Annotated in this window: 24 protein-coding genes; 4 read left to right on the top strand and 20 right to left on the bottom strand. The window is 45.4% G+C overall.

Annotated elements, in window-relative coordinates; all coding sequences use genetic code 11:
- Positions 1-3: 3 nt before the first annotated feature.
- The 13 genes from deoC to AR1Y2_RS01865 all read right to left on the bottom strand — a co-directional run bounded on the left by deoC (position 4) and on the right by AR1Y2_RS01865 (position 9,064).
- The gene (gene deoC, locus AR1Y2_RS01925; protein WP_137327448.1) at positions 4-654 is read right to left on the bottom strand and encodes a deoxyribose-phosphate aldolase; all 651 of its coding nucleotides are present in this window, start codon (positions 652-654) and stop codon (positions 4-6) included.
- A 124-nt stretch (positions 655-778) separates the two neighbouring features.
- The gene (locus AR1Y2_RS01920; protein ID WP_137327447.1) at positions 779-1,624 is read right to left on the bottom strand and encodes a class II fructose-bisphosphate aldolase; all 846 of its coding nucleotides are present in this window, start codon (positions 1,622-1,624) and stop codon (positions 779-781) included.
- Between the two features lie 15 nt (positions 1,625-1,639).
- Positions 1,640-2,023, bottom strand: coding sequence for a tetratricopeptide repeat protein (locus tag AR1Y2_RS01915; RefSeq protein WP_137327446.1), 384 nt, complete (start codon positions 2,021-2,023; stop codon positions 1,640-1,642).
- Between the two features lie 20 nt (positions 2,024-2,043).
- Positions 2,044-3,321 (bottom strand): PTS ascorbate transporter subunit IIC, encoded by a 1,278-nt coding sequence (locus tag AR1Y2_RS01910; RefSeq protein WP_137327445.1) that lies wholly within the window; start codon positions 3,319-3,321, stop codon positions 2,044-2,046.
- A 24-nt stretch (positions 3,322-3,345) separates the two neighbouring features.
- Positions 3,346-3,636, bottom strand: a complete 291-nt coding sequence (locus tag AR1Y2_RS01905; RefSeq protein ID WP_137327444.1) for a PTS sugar transporter subunit IIB — start codon at positions 3,634-3,636, stop codon at positions 3,346-3,348.
- A gap of 88 nt (positions 3,637-3,724) precedes the next feature.
- Entirely contained in the window at positions 3,725-4,174 is a 450-nt protein-coding gene (locus tag AR1Y2_RS01900) for a PTS sugar transporter subunit IIA (protein ID WP_137327443.1), read from the bottom strand.
- Position 4,175: 1 nt separating this feature from the next.
- Positions 4,176-6,167, bottom strand: coding sequence for a BglG family transcription antiterminator (locus tag AR1Y2_RS01895; protein ID WP_137327442.1), 1,992 nt, complete (start codon positions 6,165-6,167; stop codon positions 4,176-4,178).
- Positions 6,168-6,509: 342 nt separating this feature from the next.
- Positions 6,510-6,815: a septum formation initiator family protein gene (locus AR1Y2_RS01890; protein ID WP_137327441.1), complete on the bottom strand. Its 306-nt coding sequence runs from the start codon at positions 6,813-6,815 to the stop codon at positions 6,510-6,512.
- Positions 6,787-7,269: a spore cortex biosynthesis protein YabQ gene (yabQ, locus tag AR1Y2_RS01885; protein WP_137327440.1), complete on the bottom strand. Its 483-nt coding sequence runs from the start codon at positions 7,267-7,269 to the stop codon at positions 6,787-6,789. Before yabQ ends, AR1Y2_RS01890 begins: the two co-directional genes overlap by 29 nt.
- The gene (yabP, locus tag AR1Y2_RS01880; RefSeq protein ID WP_009289329.1) at positions 7,269-7,559 is read right to left on the bottom strand and encodes a sporulation protein YabP; all 291 of its coding nucleotides are present in this window, start codon (positions 7,557-7,559) and stop codon (positions 7,269-7,271) included. Before yabP ends, yabQ begins: the two co-directional genes overlap by 1 nt.
- A gap of 239 nt (positions 7,560-7,798) precedes the next feature.
- Complete coding sequence (locus tag AR1Y2_RS01875) at positions 7,799-8,038, bottom strand: RNA-binding S4 domain-containing protein (RefSeq protein ID WP_137327439.1); 240 nt, start codon at positions 8,036-8,038, stop codon at positions 7,799-7,801.
- A gap of 216 nt (positions 8,039-8,254) precedes the next feature.
- The gene (locus tag AR1Y2_RS01870) at positions 8,255-8,533 is read right to left on the bottom strand and encodes an HU family DNA-binding protein (protein ID WP_137327438.1); all 279 of its coding nucleotides are present in this window, start codon (positions 8,531-8,533) and stop codon (positions 8,255-8,257) included.
- Positions 8,534-8,635: 102 nt separating this feature from the next.
- The gene (locus tag AR1Y2_RS01865) at positions 8,636-9,064 is read right to left on the bottom strand and encodes a MazG family protein (RefSeq protein WP_137327437.1); all 429 of its coding nucleotides are present in this window, start codon (positions 9,062-9,064) and stop codon (positions 8,636-8,638) included.
- A 95-nt stretch (positions 9,065-9,159) separates the two neighbouring features.
- Here AR1Y2_RS01865 and AR1Y2_RS01860 point away from each other — a divergent pair, with 95 nt between their 5' ends.
- Both AR1Y2_RS01860 and AR1Y2_RS01855 read left to right on the top strand, forming a co-directional pair.
- Entirely contained in the window at positions 9,160-9,996 is an 837-nt protein-coding gene (locus AR1Y2_RS01860) for a CvfB family protein (protein WP_137327436.1), read from the top strand.
- A gap of 22 nt (positions 9,997-10,018) precedes the next feature.
- Entirely contained in the window at positions 10,019-10,936 is a 918-nt protein-coding gene (locus AR1Y2_RS01855) for a CPBP family intramembrane glutamic endopeptidase (RefSeq protein WP_137327435.1), read from the top strand.
- On the opposite strand, the gene AR1Y2_RS01850 is transcribed toward AR1Y2_RS01855, so the two are convergent.
- The 4 genes from AR1Y2_RS01850 to AR1Y2_RS01835 form a co-directional block, all read right to left on the bottom strand.
- Positions 10,927-11,868 carry a ketopantoate reductase family protein gene (locus AR1Y2_RS01850; protein ID WP_137327434.1) on the bottom strand — a complete coding sequence of 314 codons (942 nt, stop codon included), beginning with the start codon at positions 11,866-11,868 and terminating at the stop codon, positions 10,927-10,929. The genes AR1Y2_RS01855 and AR1Y2_RS01850 overlap by 10 nt on opposite strands.
- Positions 11,865-12,629, bottom strand: a complete 765-nt coding sequence (locus AR1Y2_RS01845) for a glycoside hydrolase family 25 protein (RefSeq protein ID WP_137327433.1) — start codon at positions 12,627-12,629, stop codon at positions 11,865-11,867. Before AR1Y2_RS01845 ends, AR1Y2_RS01850 begins: the two co-directional genes overlap by 4 nt.
- Before the next feature lie 11 nt (positions 12,630-12,640).
- Positions 12,641-13,360: a class B sortase gene (gene srtB / locus AR1Y2_RS01840; RefSeq protein WP_137327432.1), complete on the bottom strand. Its 720-nt coding sequence runs from the start codon at positions 13,358-13,360 to the stop codon at positions 12,641-12,643.
- Between the two features lie 90 nt (positions 13,361-13,450).
- On the bottom strand, positions 13,451-14,677 hold the full coding sequence (locus AR1Y2_RS01835) for an NlpC/P60 family protein (protein ID WP_243118822.1): 1,227 nt from the start codon (positions 14,675-14,677) through the stop codon (positions 13,451-13,453).
- A 281-nt stretch (positions 14,678-14,958) separates the two neighbouring features.
- Here AR1Y2_RS01835 and AR1Y2_RS01830 point away from each other — a divergent pair, with 281 nt between their 5' ends.
- Together AR1Y2_RS01830 and AR1Y2_RS01825 are read left to right on the top strand one after the other, a co-directional pair.
- Positions 14,959-15,369, top strand: a complete 411-nt coding sequence (locus AR1Y2_RS01830; protein WP_137327431.1) for a secondary thiamine-phosphate synthase enzyme YjbQ — start codon at positions 14,959-14,961, stop codon at positions 15,367-15,369.
- Between the two features lie 20 nt (positions 15,370-15,389).
- The gene (locus tag AR1Y2_RS01825) at positions 15,390-15,914 is read left to right on the top strand and encodes a GNAT family N-acetyltransferase (protein ID WP_330554816.1); all 525 of its coding nucleotides are present in this window, start codon (positions 15,390-15,392) and stop codon (positions 15,912-15,914) included.
- A gap of 240 nt (positions 15,915-16,154) precedes the next feature.
- Here AR1Y2_RS01825 and AR1Y2_RS01820 read toward each other — a convergent pair whose 3' ends face one another.
- From AR1Y2_RS01820 to AR1Y2_RS01805, 3 genes are all read right to left on the bottom strand, one after another.
- A complete protein-coding gene (locus AR1Y2_RS01820; RefSeq protein ID WP_137327430.1) occupies positions 16,155-16,886 on the bottom strand; it encodes an ABC transporter permease in 732 nt (243 codons plus the stop codon).
- On the bottom strand, positions 16,883-17,728 hold the full coding sequence (locus AR1Y2_RS01815) for an ABC transporter ATP-binding protein (RefSeq protein ID WP_137327429.1): 846 nt from the start codon (positions 17,726-17,728) through the stop codon (positions 16,883-16,885). The genes AR1Y2_RS01820 and AR1Y2_RS01815 overlap by 4 nt, the downstream gene beginning before the upstream one ends.
- A gap of 295 nt (positions 17,729-18,023) precedes the next feature.
- Positions 18,024-18,857 (bottom strand): carbon-nitrogen hydrolase family protein, encoded by an 834-nt coding sequence (locus AR1Y2_RS01805; protein ID WP_137327428.1) that lies wholly within the window; start codon positions 18,855-18,857, stop codon positions 18,024-18,026.
- Position 18,858 lies beyond the last annotated feature (1 nt).

Below are 18,858 nucleotides of genomic sequence, written 5' to 3'. Positions count from 1 at the left end.
GGGCTATTCCTCCTTTACGATCTTTACAAGCCGGCTGGTTCCCAGACGGCCGGCACCCAGGCTTAAGAAACGTTTGGCATCGTCAAAAGAGGCGATCCCGCCTGCTGCTTTGATGCCAACGCCTTCTCCCACGTGCTTCTTAAACAGCTCCACATCTTCAAAAGTGGCACCGCCTGTGGAGAATCCCGTTGAAGTTTTAATGAAATCAGCTCCTGCTTCCGTGACAATCTGGCACATGCGGATTTTTTCATCATCAGTCAGCAGACAGGTTTCCACAATGACTTTCAGGATCTTATCCCCGCATGCCTTTTTTAAAAGACGGATTTCTTCTTTTACCTTGTCATAACTGCCATCCTTGATATCTCCCAGGTTTACTACCATGTCAATCTCATCTGCCCCGTTTGAGATAGCGTCCTTTGTCTCGAACTCTTTTACGGCGCTGGTGGAATAGCCATTGGGAAACCCGATGACCGTACAAAGCTTCATCTGATCACCTACATACTCTTTTGCCCTCTTGATAAAAGACGGAGGGATACAGACGGATGCTGTCTGATAGGTGATGGCATCATCACAGATAATCTTGATCTCATCCCAGACTGCAGTCTGTGCGAGCAGTGTGTGGTCAACCGTTTTTAAAATCTCATTTCTCTCCATAAATAACTCCTTCTCCCTAAAACTTCGGCGGCTCATTGACTGGTTCCTTATGTTCTATTGTAACAGATAAAACCGGAGAAGACACCATCCCTCGGAAGGTTTCCCCGGTCTCATCAAAGTGCCGCTAAATTCTGAATAAAGATGCTTTTTCTTTTACTACTTCAGCGATCTTATCGTTTGCAGGTCCAAGAAGGTTCCTGAGAGAGGTGAGCGGTGTCACATCGTCCGCAGTAAAGGTTTCTCTCACCACTTCAATATAGGATTTGTTAAGTTCTGTTCCCACGTTGATCTTTTTCATGCCTTCTCTGACACAGCGCCTCATATCCTCATCAGAAACCCCGGTTCCGCCGTGGAGGACCAGTCCGGTGCTTCCTAATTTTGCTTTCAGCTCAGTGAGCAGTTCATAATTGATCTTTGCTTTGGATTTATACTGGCCGTGGGTTGTACCGATAGAAACAGCCAATGCGTCCACCCCGGTACTCTGTGCAAAATACAGTGCATCTTCCGGTTTCGTATACATAGCGTCATCCTTAGCTACTACAACACCTTCCTCTGCGCCGCCGATGGAACCTACCTCTCCTTCCACAGATACGTTTCTTTCATGAGCATAGGCTACCACTTCCTTTGTATTCTTGATATTTTCCTCCAGAGAAAGGGATGAACCGTCGTACATGACAGAAGAATACCCGAGGTCAATGGCTTCTTTTAATGCTTCAATGTCTTTGCAGTGGTCCATATGTAAAGCAACGCTGATGGAGGATTTCTCCGCAATGGCTTTCACTGCAGCGATCAATGGCTCCAATCCGATGTATTTTGCAGTTCCCAGGGAGGTTTGTAAGATCACCGGCACACCCAGCTCTCCTGCTGCCCCGATCATAGCCGGGAGCATTTCAAAGCAGTGCACGTTAAATGCTCCTACGGCTCCTTTTCCTTCATTTTCTTTGAATAAATCAATTAAATTTTTATACATGCTGTTGATCTCCTTTTATGCTTTTCCCCGAATGACGTCTTTGGATAAAGTCATGAGTTCTGAGATTTTATCCATATACAGTTTTACTTGTTCTTCGTCCTTTGCCTCCTGGGCTTCCTGACGCTTTTTGTTATAAAGCTTCATAAGATCCGTGTAGGCTTTTCCTAATTCTTTGCTTTCCTTTAGGCTGCTCTCATAATAAAAGATCGCCTGATCTGTCTCTTCTGCCTGGAAATACAGGGAGCCAAGCTCATTGAGAAGCTGTACTCTGTCTTCATCTTTGGCATTCTCAAGCTCTGTCTCTTTTTGGGCAGCAGTCTTTAACAGTTCCTCTTTGTCTACTTTCTGCGCCTCTTTGGGAGCAGCCGTTTCCTTCTTCTTTTTATTGAAAAAGAACATTTTGATTCCTCCATTCTTATTTAGAAGATTCCTGCGATGGACTTGATCAGCATGAAGAAGAATCCGGTCACGACCGTATCCACGTCAGTACATGTCATGTTGACAAATCCTATCTGTCCTAACATCGGTGAGAGCAGTGCCGGCAGGATCATGATAAAGATACCGTGGGCAATACAGCCGATCATAACACCCCTGCGGCCTCCCACCTGATTGGCAAAGATTCCTGCGGTACCTCCAGCAAAGAAGTTACTCATGACACCCGGAAGGATCATTGGAAGTCCGAAGACAGGTGTCAGGAACATTCCGATAATGGATCCAATGGTTGTAAAGATAAATCCTAAGATCACGGAATTCGGTGCGTATGGGAACAATACCGGGCAGTCCAGTGCAGGTTTTGAATTTGGAACCAGCTTCATGGAGATACCCTGGAATGCAGGCACGATCTCGGCAAGCAGCATGCGGACTCCGGACATCAATACATAAAGACCTACGACAAACTGTAAGGATTGAAGAAATGCATAAACCATGTAGTTGGTGTCTCCGGCATATTTGGCACAGGCTGCTGGTCCTGCAAACGCTGCGGAGATCAGATAAAATGGAATCATGACAACCATGACGGATAAGTAGGTATCCTGTAAAAATTCCATACTCTTTGGCAGCTTGATGTCTTCTGATGACTTTGATTCGTCTCCGGTAAATTTAGCGATCAGGGCAGTGAACATATATCCGATGGTACAGAAATGTCCCAGAGCGATATCATCGCTTCCTGTGATCTTGCGCACGATCGGCTGGGCAAATGCCGGCATCAGGGTAGCAAACAGTCCTCCCACAACACTTCCTGCAAGGATCAGCGGAATTCCCCTAAGTCCTACATAGTATGCAAATACCATACAGAGAGTGGCTTCCCAGAGCAGTGCCTGTCCGGTCAGGAAGATGTATTTAAACTTTGTGACCCTGGCCAGAATGATGTTGACAACAAAGATACCTGCCAGTGTGATGGCGATTTCTTTTCCAAGCCCCAGCTGGTTCATGGCTTGTCCGTTGATTCCCTCAATGGAGGCGACAAGGCCTTTCAACCCGAACGCTTTGTTAAAGATATCCCCAAAGAATGCCAGGGATCCTTGGATTACAGTAGATCCCGCTGATAACACAAGGAATCCAAGCATGGTTTTCATAGTTCCCGAAAGGACGGTTCCCACTGATTTCTTCTGCAGGACCAGACCCAGACACGCGATCAAGCCGATAATAACAGCTGCCTGTGTCAGGATATTATTGATGATAAAATTCAATACTGACATATTTTCTCCTCACTTTCTCTTCTCTTATAGTTTTCCAAGTTCTTTTAACACAGGTACCAGTTTTTCACGGATTTCATTTTTGTCCACCAGCCGTTCCAGAAATATGGTCGGGCAGTCGATCGTAAACCGCTCAAACTGTTTTTCAAAGTTCTTTGCAGCCATGATGATATCCGCATGGGCTCCGGATACGCTGGAAATGTCTGTGTGGTCCATCTGTGCTTCTACACCCAGGTCCTTTAACACCGCCTCCGTACTCATCTGGCAGGCAAAGCTGCTCCCCAGGCCTGCGCCGCATACAGCCAAAATCTTTACCATGTTCTCTCCTCCTTTTTCTAAATGAATTGTCTTGTGTCATATATACCAATGCGCCCGGCAGACCGTACGCATACAGCAGTCTTTTTTGTTATTCGGCATCCTGGTTTTTCTCAAGGAAGTCAAATAACTCACTCTGCTCCTTCATGGCCGCTATGGCCGGGATCCATCCTTTTTCTACAAACCCTACGATCATTTTTAATATATCCAGATGGCTTTCGCTGTCCACTGCCGAAAAACAGATCAGGACCCTCACCGGCTCCTCGTCTCCATCAAAATAGACAGGCTCTTTTAAAGTAACCAGGCTGCAGCCGATGTCCGTAGCTCCGCATTCCGGCCTGGTGTGCGGCATGGCCAGCCCCTCGGCCACGATAATATAAGGACCCAGCTCTTTGACCGCATCTATGATCCCTTCCACATAGGACTGTCTGGCGCAGCCCTGGCTGACCAGGATTCCTGCCCCGATCCGCACTGCCTCCTCCCAGTCTTTTGCCTCCACCTGCAACTTCACATTGTTTTCATTTAAGATTAGCCTTTCCACTTTATATCCTCCTTGATGCTTCCTTCAGCTTTTCTTCCTGCTTGAGCAGATCCTCAATAAATTGTTTATAACACGGCTGTTTCACAAACTTTGCCACGCCGGAATTGCCGATCAGGAACTGGTACAGATTCTTAAATACAATTTCCCAGACATCATATTTGCTCTGGGGAATGTTCAGCATTAAGATCACCTGCACCTTTTCGTTTTCCCAGATGACCGGTTTTTTTAAGACCATGACAGAGACTGCCGCTTCCTCCATATCATTAAATAAGGCATGGGGGATCGCTACCAGGCTTCCCAGCTCTGTCGTGGCCATCTCTTCCCTTTTAAAGATGGATTTTTTGATCTTTCCGTTGATATATCCCTTCTCCACCATGGCGTCTGTCATAAACTCCAGGATCTCCTGTTTGTCCTTAAATTCCATACCGGTAAAGAACAGTTCTTTTCTGAAAATGCTGCTGTAGTCGATCATCTTCATTTGATTACCGCTGTCTGTGATCACGGTAGCCAGATGATTCAGGTCTTCGTCATTTAGGAACAGATTGATCTTTTTGATCTTTTCTGATTGGAACTCCTGGAGTTCCACGGTAGTCAGCACCAGATCCGCACTGTCGACCAGCTCCTGGTCTACCTCCTGTACCGGACAGGATTTGATGATCTCTATGTACTGGCCAAACTTGTGCTGTAGTTTTTCTTTCAGCAGAAGAGCTGTGGCGATACCCGCAATACAGACCAGGACGACCTTTTTGGGCTTTTGCTTCTGGTTCAACCCCTTTCTCTCCAGGGCCGCGCCAAAGTGCATGGCCAAAAAACCAATCTCCGACTCCTTTGCCTTGAGCTTATGCTTCTTTTCAATGACCTCCCCGGCCACCACGGCAAGTTCAAAGGCCAACGGATATAAGTTTTTAATGCTGTCCAGGAATTCGTTCCTGATGTTCATATCAAAACGCAGTCTCTGGAGCGCCGCGCTTAAATGCATGGCAAGCCCGTTGATCAGTTGATTGTCATCCGATAGATCAATCCCGGTCCCCTGGCGGATGGTCTTAAGGATTTCTTCTATCTCTTCCTTATATTCATAGTCTCCGTCCAGATTCTCGATCAAAAACCGCTGGCTGGAGATCAGATGCTGCGTGAGATAATAGACTTCATCCCCCAGAGAGACATCCAGTTTCCGATAAATCTCATGAATGATCTGCTGCGCGCACCGGAATTCTTTCGTTCCCGAAAACAACTCAATATCATTCTCTTCATATTTCACATGGCGCTTTTTCTCAAAACGCTTCAACATGATCAGGCTGTGAACCAGAAGATTCCGGAAAGCGATATCAGTAAGCCTCAAGTTAAAGTCCGTGATCGCCTCCATCAGGATGACCCTTAGATTCTCCACCTCCTCAGATGAAAAAATATCTTTATAGAACTTGTTTCCCAGATCCCCTGTGACTTTTTGGCTGTTGAATATATATTCGGAGATGCAGAACCGGATCTTTGTCTCCTGTCCTACAACCCTCATCCCCTCTTTTTTTGTGTCACTGATCCTGAGGTCATGTTTCTTCAGAATCCCGTCTATGGTCCTGAGATCTTTTTTCAGGGTGGATGTACTCACAAACAGCTCTTCCTCCAGATCAAAGAAATCAATCCGCTCCCCGCTGTTCAGGGAGTGAAGCAGAAGCCTGGAAATGATATAGTTCACCCTCTCCTCTGAATCAGACGGAATGATGTTTTGAAATGGCTTCGAGGTCTCCTCCTTCTGGATTTGCTTTTTGAGGACATCAAACTTTCTTTGATCTGCCACCACAAGCTTATACCCCTGTCCAATCTCTGATGTGATCTCCGCCCCGTGATCCTCCAGGATCCGGTTCAGCTCCTTGATATCGTTTCTCACCGTTCTTGTGGACACTCCTACAGACAATGCAATGCTGGCCCCGGTGATCCTTTTTTCGTTTTCCAAAAAGAAATGAAGAATCTTGATCAATCTCTTGTTGTATCTCTCCATAGTTTCCTCCTCTTTGCTTTTCATTATATGTAACTGGTATCATTGATTATAGTCAGTAAATTTCCGCTTAAAGCGGAAAGAAAAAAAGGAAACAAGGTGGGCAAGCCCACTTTATCTCCCCAACCTCTCACTCTTTGAGGGGCTTGTACACTTTGCGCGCCAAATGCGATTTGACGTAGTCAAATTATTTCCTTGCGCATTTGTGTGCATCCCCGCGGAGCGTTTTTTGTGTCATAGGAAGTTCCGAAGGAATTTCCTATGACACAAAAAAAGAAAGTCTGACGTTTTCCGTCAGGCTTTCTCCTTTTTCATAACCGGCAGCACTGCCTTTTTATCTTATCATTACTTTGAGGGCCGGAGGACGTATTCATCAGGATAAAATAACCCGAACTTCTCACGTGCCGTCTTTTCGATAAACTCCTTAGTCTTGATATATTCTTTCTTTTCTTTCAGTTCCTTTTTTTTATCTTTGGCCTTGTCGATCTGCTGTTCCAGCTGTGCTTCCTCTTTTTTCAGCGCCGCTGACTTTTCTGACAGCCTGCGGTAAGCAATGGACATCACAATAACGAACACAATGACGACAAATAAGATCACTCTTGTGCGCTGTCTGTGACCCTTTTTATAACTGCTTATCTTTTTTCTCCCCATGTGTATCACCTCTTTTGTGCCCCTTCCTCATTAAGGCTATTTTAACGTTTTTCCTTTCCCGTTTCAATCTCCATCTGACATTTATTCCGATTTTAGCAAAAGGATGACGGACCACACGAAATATTGTTCCAAAGATTCTTCTTATATTATGTAATAAAAACACAAGACCTTCCAGGACCTTCGGACTAATCAGCAGATAGTAAACTGCCATGCCGATAAACAGCCCTAAAAAGAAAAACCCCCTGAGTTCCCCCCAATTATACCAGCACAAAAACCGGAAACATAAGAATCCCACAAAGATCCAGTACAGCACATCTTCTGCCGATACGACCCACATCTTGTGCCTGAATACAATACGGAAACTCCTGATGCCGTCGTAGACAAGAAGCAGGCATGCCCCGAACCAGACGGCTCCCAGGAAGAAGTAAAGCTGTCCTAAGACTGCTTCCTGCATTATTTCAGCAGCCTTCCAAGCAGCCCTTCTTTTTTGCCTCCGTTGTGGTCATCCACATCTGAATAAAGGAAACTGTCAACCTTTCCGTCAATCTCCACTTCCCCTTTTTCCACCAAAAGCTTTTTCACATGCAGATTAAATCCCTTGATCATCAAAAGCCCCTGCTCTGTATCCAGTATGATCTCATTTAAATCGAAGGACACCACATCCCTCACTCCTGTAATGACACCTAAGGAACGGTTCAGCAAATCCACTTTATGTGTTTTCATAGGTTGTCTATCTTCTATCATGAAAAAATCTCCTTTCATAGTTTATACACTATATGAAAGGAGATCTATAAACATGCATGGGTTTTTCTTCATTATCTCCAGTCGGCTCTGGAAAGGCCTCCTTCCGACAATGAAGAAAAACTTTAACAGCACGGTGCCTTCTGTCTTACTGGTTGATTCCTCCATCAGCCATCTTATCCATTTTCTACATGATTGGAGTGAAGCATTCTAAGAGCAGAACGGAAATCATGTAGAAAATGTCAGATATACTTGTATAGTTCTGCTGCCTGATCTTTTTTTACTGTTTCTTCTACTCTCAGAACTTCCACTGCCGCTTCTTTATTTCCGAACTGGATGCGGATCTCATCTCCCGGTTTCACATCTGTCCCGGCCTTGGCAGTTTTGCCGTTTACTGTCACCCTTCCGGCGCTGCACGCGTCATTGGCAACGGTCCGGCGCTTAATCAGCCTGGACACTTTTAAATACTTATCTAGTCTCATCAATAACTCTCCTTGTATTCCTATGGAATAACAAAGTGGGCAAGCCCACCTCATCTTCCGGACCCCTCACTCTTTGAGGGGCTTGACAACTTTGAGCGCCAAATGCGATTTGACGTAGTCATATGATTTCCTTACGCAATTGTGTGCAAACTCCCCATGGAATAAAAGAAGCCGCCCACATAAAAAGAGGGCAGCTTATCTTCCTGATCTGATCGATTATTTTTCGTTTACCATATCTTTCAGAGCTTTTCCAGCTTTGAACTTCGGAGCTTTGGAAGCAGGAATGTTCATCACTTCACCACTTCTAGGATTTCTTCCTTCTCTTGCAGCTCTCTCGGAAACTTCAAAAGTTCCGAATCCAACTAACTGAATCTTCTCACCCTTTTTTAATTCTTCTGCGATAACATCTGTAAAAGCTTTTAAAGCCTTTTCTGCATCTTTTTTAGATAATTCAGTCTTGCTTGCGATTGCCGCAACTAATTCTGTTTTGTTCATTGATTATATTCCTCCTAATTTCGTCATAAGCAATTTTCTGCTCTTCGATTACATGAATTCATTGTATAATTAAGGTGACAGCATGTCAAGCCAAAATGCTCTTTATTCCTTATTTTCAGCCAATTCACGGGCTTTGCGCTTCTTTTCTATCTTTTCTAATTCCTTAATCTTCCTCCAGCTGGATAATTGTTCCTCCCTGCTCTCAAAAGTTGCATCTCCAAACACATGTGGATGGCGCCGGATCATTTTTTTACACACTCCGTCCACCACATCGGAGAAATCAAAATCTCCGTGCTCCTCAGCAATCCTTGCATGCATCACCACCTGAAGCAGCACATCCCCAAGCTCCTCCTCCAGATTCAGCATGTCCTTTTTCTCAATGGCTTCCACCACTTCACCGCTCTCTTCCACAAGACATGGGATCAGGGATTCGTGGGTCTGTTTTTTATCCCAGGGACACCCATTTTCTCCCCGGAGTTCCTCCACCACCTGGATGAAATCTTCTATTGAATACCGCTCTTTTTCCTGCATACTGCTTCACCCTCCGTTTTCTTATTATAGTATCACATTTTCTGCAAATGAAAAGTTATTTATGCTATAATAGGAAAACAAAGAAAGGAAGAACTATGATTAAATTAGGAGAAAACCAAGAACTTTATATTGTAAAATTTGCCGATTTCGGCGCATATCTAAATGACCAGAAAGGAGTGACTGAACAGAGCATCCTACTCCCCAAAAAGCAAGTGCCGGAAGACGCCGCTATAGGAGACTGCCTGTCTGTGTTCGTCTACAAGGACTCCAAGGACCGTCCAATTGCCACCACATCCCATCCGTTGATCACCATAGGGCATCTGGCGGTGCTCACCGTAAAAGAGGTCACTGACATCGGTGCCTTTTTAGACTGGGGGCTTGAGAAGGACTTATTCCTCCCCTTTAAGGAACAGACCTCCAAAGTAAGACCGGACCATTCCTATCTGGTACGGCTTTATATTGATAAAAGCAAACGGCTGTGTGCATCCATGAAGATTTACCAGGCCCTGAGCAGTGAACATGACTATGAAAAGGATGACTGGGTCTCCGGAACTGTGTACAGCATCAATCCTGAGATCGGTACCTTCGTCGCTGTAGATGACCAGTATTTCGGACTGATCCCACTCAATGAACTGCACACGAAGCTCTCTGTAGGAGATACCGTCAACGTCCGTGTCATCCGGGTGCGGGAGGATGGTAAGCTGGACCTTTCCCCAAGGAACAAGGCTTATCTGCAGATGGATACAGACAGCCAGCTGGTCATGGAGACAATCAAAAGCTATGACGGCATCCTGCCGTTTACGGATAAAGCGTCTCCGGATGTCATCGACAGGGAATTGGGGCTCAGCAAGAACGCATTCAAACGCGCTGTAGGCCGTCTGTTAAAGCAGGATAAGATAGAGATCAAGAACGGAACAATCCGCACAAAATAAGCTGACAAGGAGCCATCGATCTATGAAGTATTTTAAGTCACCTGGCTGTTTCTGCCTGATGTATCTGTTTGTTTACTTTTTTATCTCCCCACTGCTGCAGTTTGCCCTTCAGGACCGCTACCTGTTCATGATCGTCTTTTACCTGCTGGTTCTTTTGCTGGCGGCAGGCTATCTGAAACTGTGCAGAGAGGATATTAAAACACGCCTCCGCTTAAAACCTCTGAAGCCCAGCGCCGCGCTGCTGACGGTCCTGCTGGGATTTACGATCCTTCCGGCCATCAGCCTGATCAACAACCTAAGCCAGCTGTTTTTCCGCGACTTTGTCTCATCCGGTATCACCACGTCCGCACAGCATCCATGGCTTTCCATCCTAGCACTGTCAATCCTCCCGGGAGTCGTGGAGGAAGTCCTGTTCAGAGGCGTTATCTATTCCGGTTTGAGAAAGGCCCGCCCTATTAAGGGAATTTTTCTGACGGCACTGTTTTTCGGCATTGCACACATGAACTTTAATCAGTTCAGCTATGCCTTTGCTCTGGGACTTGTGCTGGGGCTGCTTCTTGAGGCATCCGGCAGCATTTATTCCTGTATGCTCCTTCACGCTACATTTAACGGCTTCAGCGTCATTATGAGCATCATCTATGGGCTGACCGGGCACTCGGCTTTACTTGACCAGACTCTGACTACGGCCCAGAGGATCCAGAGCATTGTGATCCTGATTCCTGTGAGCATCGGCTTTCTGGTGCTCAGCGCCCTGATCTTAATCGCCATCGGACGCATTTCCAAGCGTTCCGGATATTTGAGAACATGGCTGGACAAAGATACCAGGAGAAGCTGGCCAAATGAAAAAGCCGCCAGTATATCCTACTATGCGGCTTTGATCATCAGTTTCGGCTATGCGGTTTTATTGGAGATTGCATCTCATGCGTCCTCTTACTTGTGACGGGCCTGATGTTCATTCCATGTCTCCAGAGTCTTAATACAGTGATAAAACATATGGTTATAAGGAGTTGGGATTCCCAGCTCCTTTCCCATTTTTATGACAGATCCCGCAAACATCTCTACCTCGGTTTTTCTTCCCGCCTCAATATCCTGCAGCGTGGAAGGTTTCCCGTAAAACGGAGCCCCTTCAAAGTAAGTTCTGTGTTCTATAAGGTCCTCCTCTGTCAGATTGATCCCCTTTTTGGAAGCGATAGCGATAACTTCCCTGGCAGCCTGTTCCCTCAATTCATTGGCATCCTCGCTGAACGTCCAGATGCCATAGGGCACGCGCAGGATGGCAGCGCTTTGGTTCTCACTGACATTGGTCATAAATTTATGCCACATGTTCTTGAGCATATCCTTCGGAATCTCATATGATATCCCTGATTTTTCAAATAAATCCCTGACAGCCATCACCGTTTCTGACAATGTATCGTTATTTGCGTTTCCAAACGAGATTTTGCCCGAACCTTCCGGAAACGTAATTTCATTTCCCTGATGAAGAGCTGGGATGCGGATCACGGAGTAAAGCACTTCGTTGTCTGGATAAGCCGCTTTGATCCGCTCTTCACTTTCCACTCCATTTAGAAGGGACATGATCACAGTATCTCTGCCTACTATGTTATGGATATCTTCAATCGCTTGATCTAGGGCTGTAAACTTTACGCTCAGGATGACAAAATCCACAGGCTCCATCGTCCATGATGGGTCCGCAGTCTGAAACTTCCACTGCTTTCCGTTGATGACGATGCCGTCTCTTTCCAGGCGCTCCCTGCGTTCTCCCCCTGCAATGACTTTAAAATGTTCTTTTCCCAGTGCTTCACAAAGTTTTGGCGCTGCGAAACCTCCGATGGCCCCAAGGCCGATGAGCGCTGCATTCTTTATTTCTCTCATAACAGATTCCCTTCCTTATCTACCAGATAATAATTCAGATCGCAGTGGCCGCTTTCCGTGTTGGCCCCGTCTATGGAAGCCTGGTCCGTAAACTGCCACATATGATACTGGTACGAAATATCTGGCTGTTCTTTTTTTGTATAGTGGGCCACCCACAGCTTATAGTCCTTGATTCCTTCATAGTCAAAATACTGATTCAGAAAATAGGCGTTGGAGTAGACCATAGGCTCATAGCCGGCTTTTTTGATCTCTTCGCAGAAGGCCCTTGTCAGGGCTGTCACATTTTTCTTTCCCGTTTTCATGATACTTTCTTCCTCTACGTCATAGACTACGGGAAGCTTCAGGTCCGAGGGGTCAATATCATACTTTTTTAACAGCGAAAGACAATGCTTTGCTTCCTGTTTTGCGGACTTCACGTCTTTTGCATAGGAGTAGTAATAAACTCCACAGTGGATGGAGGATAGTCTGGCATTGCGGTAGTTGGTACCGAACATAGGATCCTCTGTTTTCTTCTTCTTTTCTGCAAGTCCAGAACCAATCTTTAACACAGCGTGGTTGATCTGCTGGTCCTTGACCTTCTTCCAGTTGACTTTTTTGTTATACTTTGACACATCAATCACCTTGATGTGGCCGTTTTCCACCTTCGTCTTAATCGGAAAACCGATGGTCTGGATAATCCAGATAAAAATAAAAGTGACAATAAAAAGAAACGTGCAGATGACTGCAAGTTCCTTTTTATTTTTCTTAGAAAATTTGAACATATAAGTCCTCGTTAATCTTTGCTCTCAATTGCGTGCACAAATGTACGGTTATCGTCTTGTTCATAGCTGCATGTGACAAATGTATAAAGTTTTTTTGTCTTCATGACCATCTTTTTTGGTATTTTGGACTGGATATCACTCTGTGTCAGGATCTGCTCCAGATACTCCTTCATATCTTTTCTGTCTCCGAAGGTGATCGGGATCTTTTTGTCTGCTTTTCTGGCATAGGATGAAATGACTTTGAGGTCCTTTTTCCCTTTCGGAGTATAGAGTGTAATGGTATCCTGCTTGTTGATGAAGCTCTGCTCCCGGAATTCCATAAGATCCGCGAACATCGACCCGTTTCTCATATGGTGGCCGTAAATGATATTATGTTCTGAGTTAAAATCCTTATCCCCATTGCAGTCCATAAAAACAGCCCCCGAACTGTTTTTTGTGCCCTCAAACGTTGTATGCAGATAATAGTCATTGTCTTTGCCGAGGACAACCGGATAATCAATCTTGGTCTCCTTTGCATAGACCCAGCCAATCGTATCCGGATTTATCTTTAACAGCTTATTAAAATCAATGACTCTTTCTTTTCCTTTTGTCTTGACTGCTTCCTGCGCTATCTTATCATATTCGTCGTCTGCTTTTTTATATTCCAGAAAATATCCTATAAGTTTCCAGCCGCTGAATAAAAATACTACAATACACACAGCCAAAAGTATGTTGGACAATGTTTTCTTCATGTAGCGTCCCTCCCCAAAACCTTATTTGGTTTCAGTATAACACAAAAAGAACCAGCCTTCCTTAGGGAAAGCCGATTCTTTTCTTAAAATTTATTTAACCGGACGCGCGATCATCTTGATGCACCTGGTATATTTATAATTTGCCTCGATGACACCCACTCTGCTGTTGGCCGCATGGATGATCCTTCCGTTGCCTATGTACAGCGCCACGTGGGAAATGTTACGGTATCTTCCATTTCTTGTGTAAGAGTAAAAGATCACATCTCCCGGGAGAAGCTTGCTGGCCTTTAGCCTCTTATAAGAGATCACTTTTTTGTGCCGCTTCATGTACTTGGCTTCACTGGCTGCAACCGGTGCGTAGGAACGGCTTCCGAAATGTACGCCGTATGGTTTATAACACCGCCAGATCAAAGAACTGCAGTCATAGTAACCCCTTCTCATTCTTCTTGCCTGGCTGTAACGGCATCCCTTTGCTTTCTTTGCCTTTGCGATGGCTTTTACCGCCTGATAAGAGGTGACCGCAGCCTTATAAGTTTTCTGTTTACCGTCTGCTGTGACGTAAAACTTGGTCGTCCCCTGTTTTTTTGGATATATGACCAGCTGTCCGTTCTGGATATAGGCATTTGCCCTGCTTCTGTTCACCGTTACGGACACCTTGCTGTCTGCACTCAGTCCCTTGATCGGTATTCTGGAAGTCCTTTTTTTAGCCACTGTGCCGCTGCTCTGGGCCAGATATGGGTTTGTGACCTGTACATCTGCGCTCACCACCTGGCTGCCCACTACAGCCTGCACATAAGTCCTTCCGGCTGCCTTTCCTTTTATATTCCCGCTGCTGTCCACAGCGGCCACACGTTCATCTCCGGATCTCCACACAACCTTAGGTGAAGAGGCATTTTTGACTTCTACTTTCGCCTGTGCAGAAACTGCCACAGTAACCTGAGAACGGTCCAATGTGCATTCCTTTTCCCACACAGCTGTCAGCTTGAGATCTCTCTCCGGCATTTCATCGGTATCAAAATTCCAGAACTTCGTCTGGCCTGCGGTATCCTGAACTCTCCATCCCTGGAATACGTAGCCGTCTCTTTTCGGCGTTTCAGGCTCCTGTATACGTTCCCCAGCCTCTGCCTGGAGCACTGACTTGGATACATAGCCTCCCGCCGCATCAAATCTGACCTGGTATGTTTGTTCCTGTACTTTATCTTCCTGGACGATCTCGGTGCCGGCAGACATAGACGGTGCCGCAGAGACCGGCATGGATACCGCCGTCACAGCCAGTGCCATGGTCCAGACTGTTATATATTTTTTTAAGTTCCTCAACTCTCTCTTCCTCCGGTAACTTTTATTTCGTAAGGATTTTGTAATAAAACTGTTAAATCTTCTTCAAAATATCACAAATATTGTCATGAAACAAGAATATACGGAAAGGAATACCAAAAAATACAATATACCTCGTTCTTTCGTTTATGTTCTGTCTGCTGCTTTAAGCTGCAAGCTTTGTTACAGGTATATTTTAAGCAGTGTATCTGGTAAAATAACAGCGTAGGACGCTTTTCCAGAACAGAGCGAAGCTCACAGAGACAAAGTAAAGGAGTGATGAAATGAGACACACATTTTTTGAACATCATTTGGAACGCACCCGGCCGGAGGATATGATCAAGATTACCTCCTATCTCAGAGAAGACCTGTTGGCATGCGGGATCAAGAACGGCATTGCCATTATCCATTCCCCGCACACAACAGCCGGTATCACCATCAATGAAAACGCGGACCCCGATGTAGTCCACGATATGCTCTACGGTTTTGGCAAAATCTATCCTGAGCAAGACAGCCATTACCGGCATATGGAGGGGAACTCCCACGCCCATCTGAAATGTTCTACCGTTGGTCCGTCACAGACCGTCATCATCTCACAGGGAAAACCTGTGCTCGGTATATGGCAGGATCTCTATTTCTGTGAATTTGACGGTCCCAGAAACCGGAGCTTTTATATTAAGATCGTGGAGTGCTGAGAAGAGTGAAAGGGGGACTTATGATAGATTATGAGCTGAGGCCATGGCAGTATGAGGATGCTGAGGATATTGCCCACCATGCAAATAATAAAAAGATTGCCGCTAATCTGAGGGATGCTTTTCCGTATCCGTACACCCGGAAGGATGCAACAGATTATGTAGAGTCCTGTATTCAAAACAAAGACTCTGGACAGCTGTGCCGTGCTATCTGTGCAGACGGCCATGCTGTGGGCAGCATCGGCATCTTCCTTGGCAGCGATGTATACAGATACAGTGCTGAGCTGGGGTACTGGCTGGCAGAAGACTACTGGGGACAGGGGATCATGAGCAGTGCGGTAAGCAGGATCTGCCGTGAAGCATTTGAGACATTTTCGATTGTGCGCATCTATGCAGAGCCCTTCGCCCGCAATACAGGCTCCAGAAAGGTGCTGGAACACTGCGGCTTCCAGCTGGAAGGAATCAAAAAAGACAGCATCTATAAAAACGGTGAACTCACGGATTCCTGTGTTTATGCATTGCTGAACAAAAAGACTTCTCCTGTATGAGCGCAAAATGCGTAACGCCCGTAGGTCTTTTTTATTCCATAGGGAGAATTTTCCTATGGAATAAAAAATCAGTGCCGGAATTCCTTCCGGCACTAACCTGCTTACAATATGTGCTCTGTAACCGGCAGAGCATTTTAAAAAGAGAGGATTAAGTATATATGAAAAACTATGTCTTAAGTATACCAACTTTTCCTCTTAAAACAATATATAGAAAATAAACAATTCTAAATATATTATAAACTATTGGCTGTCAACGCCTCTTTTTTTATAGATAATGTTAAACACTACAATGCCGATCAGAATCCATACGAGACAGACTGCGTAATACTTCAGATTGCTTCCGGAGAGGAATGCCGCTTTTTGGTAATATTCCCTGTTCATGATCTCAACAAACGCGTTTGTCGGAAGACAGAACGCAATCTTTTCCAGAACGTTATTCATCCCCGCAAACATCGGTGGCAGCATCAATAAGAGCATCAACGGCGTGGAGATCGTCCCGGTGGACATCTGATTTTCTGACATGATGCCGACAGAAGCTCCCAGAAACAGGATCCCTATGGATGCCAGAGTGGAAATGAGCAGGTATCCCGCAAAATACTTCATGCCGATCCCTACGATCAGGAAATTTGCAACAGAGACCACTTCCATCAGAAGGAGCACTACAAACATCTTGCTTGCCAGAAACTCCATGGCTCTCACATCAGACATGATCAATGTCCGGAGAGTATTCTTCTCTTTCTCTTCCGCTACCATCATACTGAGCAGAGAGATCGGCGCACAAACCAGATTCAGCACTTCACAGAGAGCCAGAGGGTAGATCTGTCCCGCCTGGTCTCCGATGGGCAGAACCTTTGTGTAAAGCACACAAAACAAAATCGGAAGGAGAAGGATAAAGAAGGCATTTTTATTGCCTGAGAGCATACGGAAATCCTTTTTCATCAGTGCCTTTATAATTCGTCCTCTTAATTTCATGCTAATTCCCTCCCTGTCAGATCTAAGAAAATAGTTTTTAAGTCGGGTTCCACTGAATGGATGGTCACAATCTCTTTGTCTGTACGGGAAAGTTCACTGGCTATGGATTCTTTGTCTTTCGGTAACTCTTTTACCGTGCCGTCTCCGTAGAGGACCCGCACCTTGTCTTTTGCATACTTGATCTTTAATTCCTCAGGAACACCGACCTCTTTGATGCTCCCCTCATTGAGGAATGCCACTCTGCTGCAGAGTTCATCCGCTTCTTCCATGTCATGTGTGGTGAGGAACACTGTCGTTCCGTTTTTGTTCAGGTCTTTGATGATATTATGTACATCTTCACTTGTAGACGGGTCCAGATTGGCCGTTGGTTCGTCCAGAAACAGAAGTTTAGGTTTGTGCAGGATAGCCCTGGCAAACAGCAGCCGCTGTTTCATTCCGCGGGAAAGCTTTTCGGCCTTTTTCTTTTCGTCACCGGCAAGATGGAGCTGTTCCAACACCTCTGGAATCCTCGTTTTCGGAAGCCTGTAGATCTCCGCAAAGATCTTTAAGTTTTCCTCCACAGACATCTTCTCATAGAAACCGCTGTTGTCAGATAAAATTCCAATATTCTGGTACAGTGCGCTGACATTCTTCATGGGCTCCATTCCCATGACAGAAATCTGTCCTGTATACTGGGTCAGCTGTGCACTCAATAACTTGATGGTCGTTGTTTTTCCAGCACCGCTGGGTCCTAGAAATCCAAAGATTTCTCCCTCGGATACTTTTATATTGACATCGCTCAACGCCTTTTTGTCCTGAAATGCAATGCCCACGTGTTCCATTGTAATGCAGTCTTGATTCATGTAAATACCTCCTCGTTATATTTGCATTCTATTGTATTTTGGGGGTGGATACAATCAATATTTGATAAATGGATACATATGGATCATGAAAAGAGCTGCTAAAAGCCATAATATTTTCTCAGTCCTTCTATTCTTCCTTTGCTTAACGGGATCTTTTTATCTTCCCGCTGAGCTCGTCCATTGTCATAGGGCACTGGAACCTGCTCTGTCTCACATAGAGGTAATTTTTCCTCTGCATACTCTCGATATAATCGGTCTCCTTCCAGTTTGAATTTTTATGCTCCTATCCTTTTTACTACTTGGATTTTTCACTGTTTCTCTGGGAAATATCATATAGATCTGTACGTCGGTTTTTTAAGGAAGGCACCTGCTTTTTGACCTGTGCCGCTTTCTCTGTATCGATTGTCAGCACGATAAGCTCCTCACCGGAGCCGGCCTTTGCGATCTTTTTACCAGAAGGATCAAATGCAAGGCTTCTTCCCATATAGTGTTCTTCGCTGTAGTGACAGCAACCGATGGCAAACACGCCGTTCTCAATAGCTCTCGCCCTGAGCAAAGTCTCCCACTGCATAAACTTATCCGGTCCGTCCACCCATGCTGATGGGTAGACTAACATATCGGCACCCTTTAATGTCTGGATCCTGGACGGCTCTGGGAATCTCAGATCATAACAAATCCCCAGACCAATCTTTCCGAACGGAGTATCCACCGGCTCAGGCAAGGCATCTCCCGGCATTGTATCTTCCGACTCCCTCCAGGAGAATGCATCAAACAGATGGGCCTTCCTGTAAACTGAACGCACAGTTCCACTATCATCTATGAGAACAGCAGTGTTAAAGCACTTCCCGCCGCTTTCCCGCTCCGGTTTCTCATTCATTCCAAACAGAATCCATTGCGCATATTTTACAGACAGCTTTTTCATCTCTCTGACAAACGGTCCGTCAAGAGACTGCGCTCTCTTGTAATACTCTGCCCTGTCCATAGGGTAATATGTCATAAAGTACTCTGGAAAGATCGTAAACTTCACATTATTTTCATATCCTTCCCGGCAGAACTGTTCTGCTTTCTGAAGGTTATCCTCCGGCTCTGCAGAGGATCTGCACTGGACCATTGCAACAACGGGATTCATG

This window comes from Anaerostipes rhamnosivorans, from assembly GCF_005280655.1.
GTDB lineage: Bacteria > Bacillota > Clostridia > Lachnospirales > Lachnospiraceae > Anaerostipes > Anaerostipes rhamnosivorans.
Note: the sequence above shows the minus strand (reverse complement) of the source record. Positions and strands in the feature narration are given on the sequence as shown.